This window comes from Glutamicibacter sp. BSL13, from assembly GCF_052928425.1.
This window is the reverse complement of the sequence record NZ_JAVGCZ010000133.1, coordinates 1-5,773: the sequence shown is the minus strand read 5'-3', so window position 1 is coordinate 5,773 and position 5,773 is coordinate 1. Positions and strand designations below refer to the sequence as shown.

Sequence of the window (5,773 nt, the reverse complement as noted above, 5' to 3'; positions counted from 1 at the left end):
TGCACTCGTGAGGGTGTGGGAGAGTAGGACACCGCCGGACTTAACTTGATGAAGGGTTTGAGGCTCCAACCAGTGATGGTTGGAGCCTCACCTATTTAAGCCGTGGGGCTTCAGCCGGCCGACACACGACTACACGATACGCATCCTGAGTGTCTGGCCACATTTCCCCCGCTTTCAAGCCACGGGCTTTTCACGTCGCCTAGACTTGAATGAGCGCGACGCGTGCAGCGTCGCAAAGATACTAAATAGTGAAGTGACTCGACGTGCGAGCACGAAGGTTGCGGTGTTGGAATAGGGCCGCTGAGAGGAAAACTTTTCATGTCTAACGAATCCCATCGCAACTCGGGCAACGACCGAGGAAATTTCCGAAAGAATCATTCGGGACGAAACCAAGAGCATCGCGGCGGCTTCCGCCGCGATGGCGACCAGCGCAAGGACAACCGTCGAGGCGAAGACCGCCGTGACGGTTTCCGGCGAGATGATAGTGATCGCGGGGGCTACCGCGGCCAGCGAGACTCTAATCGCGGAGACTTCCGCCGTAACGATGACAACCGCGGTGGTTATCGCGGCGATCGTGACCGCAACCGCGGGGATTTCCGCCGTAATGATGACAATCGCGGTGGTTACCGCGGGGATCGTGACCGTTCTGATTTCCGTCGCGATGGCGACAAGCGCGACAATTTCCGCCGCAATGATGACAACCGTGGTGGTTACCGCGGGGATCGTGACCGTTCTGATTTCCGTCGCGATGGCGACAAGCGCGACAATTTCCGCCGCCACGACGACAACCGCGGCGGTTTCCGCGGGGACCGTGAGCGTTCTGATTTCCGGCGCGATGGCGACAAGCGCGATAACTTCCGCCGCAACGACGACAACCGCGGCCAGTTCCGCAAGGGTGACGAGCGCGGGCGGGAGACCTCCCGTGGCCGCTCCGAGGGTGGGGCGCCCAAGGGCAAATTCCAGGATGACGAGCGCGGCGTTCGCAAGCACAACCCGGGCGATCTGCGCATCTCCAACCGTCCGGACCGCACTGCCTCTCCGGACATTGACGAGGACGTGACGGGCAAGGAGTTGGATCGCGTGGCTCGCGCCCAGCTGCGCTACCTGGAGGAACGCAGCCAGAGCTGGGTTGCCAAGCACCTGGTCATGGCCGGACGTCTGCTTGAGGTCGATCCCGAGCTGGCCTATGAGCACACCCTGGCGGCTTCCCGCCGTGGCGGTCGCGTGGCCGTGGTGCGCGAGGCGGTGGGGATCGCCGCCTACCATGCCGGCAAGTATGCCGATGCCCTGCGCGAACTGCGCACGCACCGCCGGATCAGCGGCTCGGATTACAACCTGCCGCTGATTGCCGACTCGCTGCGCGGTCTGGGCCGGGCGGAGAAGGCCATTGAAATGGCGCACGACGAGGAGTTCGCCGAGCTGGACACCGCGGTCAAGGTGGAGTTGCACATCGTCGCCGCCGGTGCCTACGCCGACCTGGGGAAAATTGATGCCGCGCTGGCCGAGCTGGAGGCGCTGCCGCAGCTGGACTTCAACCGTGCCTTTAAGTTCACCCCGCGCCTTTTCAGCGCCTACGCCGACCTGCTGCAGGAAGCCGGCCGGGCCGAAGAGGCCAAGCGCTGGCGCGCGCAGATCGCCGTGGCGGAGCGGGCGCTGGGCGTTGAGGAGGACAGCGACGATTCGTTCATCTACGACCTGGCACCGGAAATGGATGAGGAAGAGGCCCATCCGCGGGCCAAGGACCTGATCGATCCGGGCGCTGATGCAGAAGCCGAGGAATCCGGCTCCGATTCGGACGTCGTCGCCCAGATGGACGCTTCCAACGAGGATGACGAAACCGTGCAGGAGCACGCCGCGACCGGTATCGACGAGGAGGATGACCTGTCCGAGGTGTCCTTCGATGACGCGCAGGCCGAGGACGATGACGCGCAGGAACGCACCATCCACGCCGATGGGGACGAGAATCCAGCGCAGGACAAGTAGCGCTTCAGCGCACTAGGAGGGAACTGGCCAGATGCTGATTTCGGGTTTTGACTCGGTCCTGTCCGACCTGGATGGGGTGGTGTACGCCGGGGCTGAGGCCGTGACCGGCGCCGTGGAGTCGCTGAACGCGTTGGCGGAGGTGGAGGTCCCGCTGGCCTTCATCACCAACAACGCGGGGCGCTCCCCAATGGCCGTGGCGGCACACCTGCGCCAGCTGGGCGTGAAGACGTCTGCGGAGCACGTATTCGGTTCGGCCGATGCCGGCGCGGAGCTGCTGGCCCAGAAACTGAACCCGGGCAGCAAGGTGCTGGTGGTCGGTTCCCCCTACCTGCGTGAGTGCGTGGCCGTGCGCGGCATGGAAGTGGTGGAGTCCCACCAGGACGAGCCGGCCGGAGTGATCCAGGGGTTCTACCCCGAGGTTTCGTGGACCGACCTGGCCGAGGCCAGCTATGCGATCGCCCGCGGGGCGACGTGGGTAGCCACCAACACCGATCTGACGATCCCGCGGTCCGAGGGCCTGGCCCCGGGCAACGGCTCGCTGGTCAACGCCGTGCAGGCGGCGGTGGACGCCGAGCCGGAGATCGCCGGCAAACCGCAGTCCTACCTGTTCACCCGTGCCGCGGAACGGCTGGATTCAACCAAGCCGCTGGTGGTCGGGGACCGGCTGGACACCGATATCCTGGGCGCCAACCGCGCCGGGTTCAGCAGCGCCCTGGTGCTCACCGGGGTCGATAGCCCGCGCAGCGCCCTGGCCGCCCCGGCCGCTCAGCGCCCCACTTACCTGATCCGGTCGCTGGATGACTTCTACCGGCCCTACCCGACCACCCAGGTGCTGGGCTTCGGGGTACAGGTCGGGGAGGCGGTGGCCAGCGTGCGCGAGGACAAGATCGAGGTGACCGGCACCGAATCGGACCTGGATGGCTGGCGTGCGGCGTGCCACGCCTGGTGGCTGGCCCATCCGCGGCAAACTGGGTGTGTAGAACCGCAGATCCAATTCACCGCGCGCGGGCTGGATGAACTGCACCGCGCCACGCGGAGGTAAGAGATGAACCATCCGATGCCGACCCCCGGGTCCCTGGCCCGACCCGCCGCCGCCCAGGTGACTGAGCAGGTCGTGGAGGAACGCCTGGCCTCGCTGGCCTCCCTGGACATCGCTGAGCATGCGCGGGTCTATGAGCAGCTGCTGCATGATCTGCAGCAGGACCTGAACCGCACCGGGGGCGGGACGCAGTGAGCCGCCTGGACCAGGAGCTGGTCGCCCGTTCCCTGGCCCGATCCCGCACCGACGCCGCCCGGCTGATCGCCGAGGGGCGGGTGCTGCTGGACGGGCAGCCGGCCACGAAGGCCTCCAAGAAGGTCGATCCTTCCGCGACGCTGCAGCTGCTGCCCGGTCAGGGGGAGGAGTACGTCAGCCGGGCCGGGCACAAGCTGGCCGGGGCTCTGGAACATTACCCGGACATCGACCCGCGGGGCCTGCGCTGCCTGGACGCCGGGGCCTCCACCGGAGGGTTCACCGATGTGCTGCTGCGCCGCGGCGCCCGGCACGTGGTGGCCGTCGACGTCGGCCACGGTCAGTTGGTGGATCAGATCCGCTTTGACCGGCGGGTCAGCGTGCACGAGGGGCTGAACGTGCGTTACCTGGAGCCGGCGCAGATCGGGGGAGTTGTCGACCTGGTGGTGGCTGACTTGTCCTTTATTTCGCTGCGCCTGGTGATCCCGGCGCTGGCGCAGGCAACACGCCCGGGCGGAACCCTGTTGTTGATGGCCAAACCCCAGTTCGAGGTGGGCCGGGAGCACCTGGGCAAGTCCGGGGTGGTCACCTCCGCACGCCTGCGGCGCACCGCGGTGGAAAACGTGGTGGCCAGCGCGCAGGAAGCCGGACTTGAGCTGCAGGGGCTGGCGCGCAGCCCGCTGCCCGGGCAGGATGGGAACGTGGAGTTCTTCCTGCGCCTGGGCCGGCCCGATACCGGGCAGCCACAATCCCCGCCCGATGCACGGTTGTGGGAGCTGGTTGACTATTCTTGAACACAACGCGTCGAAGCGACGGGCTGGATCGGTGCGCACCTAGCCGCCGGTGCATCCTGCGCGCTTCCACCCCGAGAATTCGAGCCTGAGGGGGCATCCGATATTGCGCCGCATCCTAGTTTTCACCCACACGGGCCGTAAGGACGCGATCGCCGCGGCCATCGAAACCTCCCACCAGCTGGCCAATTCGGGCATCGTGCCGGTGATGCGCCGCCAGGACCAGCACGCGGTCATCGGCGCCAACGGGGACAACCAGGGCGAGGATGCGCTGCACGTGGAGATCCTGGGCGAGGACTGCCAGATGCAGGACATCGACCTGGGGGTGGTGCTTGGCGGCGACGGCTCGGTGCTGCACGCCGCGGAGCAGGTGCGGGAGGCCGACCTGCCGCTGGTGGGCGTGAACCTGGGCCACGTCGGCTTCCTGGCCGAAAGTGAACGCACCGAGCTGGCCAATTCGGTGGCCCAGCTCGCCGCCGGGCGCTACACCGTGGAGCAGCGCATGGCCATCGAGGTCAAGGTGTGGCTGGACAACGTGTGCCTGGCCGAGACCTGGGCGCTGAACGAGGCGGCGGTGGAGAAGGCCAACCGTGAGCGGATGGTCGAGGTCGTCATTGAGGTCGACGGCCGGCCGATCTCCACCTTCGGTTGTGACGGGGTGGTGATGGCCACCCCCACCGGTTCCACCGCCTACGCCTTTTCCGCCGGCGGCCCGGTGGTTTGGCCGGAGGTCGCGGCATTGATCATGGTGCCGATCAGCGCCCACGCCCTGTTCGCCAAGCCGCTGGTGATCTCCCCGGACTCGGTGATGGCGGTGGAGATGCTCACCCGCACCGACGCCGAGGCCGTGCTGTGGTGCGATGGCCGGCGCACCATTGACCTGCCGCCCGGGGCCCGGGTGGAAGTGACCCGCAGCGCCCAGCCGGTGAAGCTGGCCCGGCTGAACACCACCCCGTTCTCCGAACGCCTGGTCAACAAGTTCGAGCTGCCGATCCAGGGCTGGCGCGGACCGGCGCGCCCGTCGGAACGCCGCACCGCCACCACCGCGCTGCCGGTGGTCAAACCCGAACTGCGCACCGTCGAGCCGCACAACAAGGACGAGCCGGGCATCCCGATGGTGGCCCGCGACGATCCGCGCCCCTGACATCCGTCCGTGCCCGCACGATGGCGGCGACCGACCCCAGATCTCACTAATCCCCGTCCGGTGTCCAGTGGGCTTGGGCTCACGCCGCGGCGGGGGATAGTGGGAGCCAGGTGCAGGACCGGCCACCTCCCACCGGTGAACGCCGACAGCGGACCAGGGGTCACACGGCCAGCAGGCTGACCCCACCCCGCGGGCCACCACCGGGGTCTGCGCGCCGGGTTCGAACACGATGTTCGAACAAGAGGATTCGAATATGTGTACGATGGTGACGGTAATCTAACGCAAGAACATGAACGCATCAGCTCAATCGATCGGGAGTGCGCGATGATTCAGGAAATTTCGATCTCCAACCTCGGTGTCATCACCCAGGCCACCCTGCCGCTGGGTCCGGGCCTGACCGTGGTCACCGGCGAGACCGGTGCTGGCAAGACCATGGTGATCACCGCGCTCTCCCTGTTGCTGGGCCGCCGTGCCGACGCCGGGGCCGTGCGCACCGGGGCAAAGCACGCACTGGCCGAGGCCGTGGTGCACCTGGAGCCCGATCACCATGTGCTCGATGCCGCCGCCCAGGCCGGCGCGTTCATTGAACCGGCCGGGGAGGGTGGGCAGCGCAGCGAGCTGCTG

At 67.1% G+C, this 5,773-nt stretch carries 7 protein-coding genes; 6 read left to right on the top strand and 1 reads right to left on the bottom strand.

Annotated elements, in window-relative coordinates; genetic code table 11:
• Window positions 1-174: 174 nt before the first annotated feature.
• A complete protein-coding gene (locus tag RCJ92_RS14690; protein WP_446754956.1) occupies window positions 175-990 on the bottom strand; it encodes a hypothetical protein in 816 nt (271 codons plus the stop codon).
• Between the two features lie 90 nt (window positions 991-1,080).
• On the opposite strand from RCJ92_RS14690, the gene RCJ92_RS14685 reads away from it, so the two are divergent.
• The 6 genes from RCJ92_RS14685 to RCJ92_RS14660 form a co-directional block, all read left to right on the top strand.
• The gene (locus RCJ92_RS14685) at window positions 1,081-1,983 is read left to right on the top strand and encodes a hypothetical protein (protein WP_446754955.1); all 903 of its coding nucleotides are present in this window, start codon (window positions 1,081-1,083) and stop codon (window positions 1,981-1,983) included.
• A gap of 31 nt (window positions 1,984-2,014) precedes the next feature.
• Window positions 2,015-3,025, top strand: coding sequence for an HAD-IIA family hydrolase (locus RCJ92_RS14680; RefSeq protein WP_446754954.1), 1,011 nt, complete (start codon window positions 2,015-2,017; stop codon window positions 3,023-3,025).
• A gap of 3 nt (window positions 3,026-3,028) precedes the next feature.
• Entirely contained in the window at window positions 3,029-3,217 is a 189-nt protein-coding gene (locus RCJ92_RS14675) for a hypothetical protein (RefSeq protein ID WP_396278192.1), read from the top strand.
• Window positions 3,214-4,008, top strand: coding sequence for a TlyA family RNA methyltransferase (locus RCJ92_RS14670; protein ID WP_446754953.1), 795 nt, complete (start codon window positions 3,214-3,216; stop codon window positions 4,006-4,008). Before RCJ92_RS14675 ends, RCJ92_RS14670 begins: the two co-directional genes overlap by 4 nt.
• Before the next feature lie 100 nt (window positions 4,009-4,108).
• Window positions 4,109-5,149: an NAD kinase gene (locus tag RCJ92_RS14665; protein ID WP_138178460.1), complete on the top strand. Its 1,041-nt coding sequence runs from the start codon at window positions 4,109-4,111 to the stop codon at window positions 5,147-5,149.
• Window positions 5,150-5,473: 324 nt separating this feature from the next.
• On the top strand, window positions 5,474-5,773 hold a 300-nt coding region (locus RCJ92_RS14660; protein WP_446754952.1), incomplete at its 3' end, for an AAA family ATPase.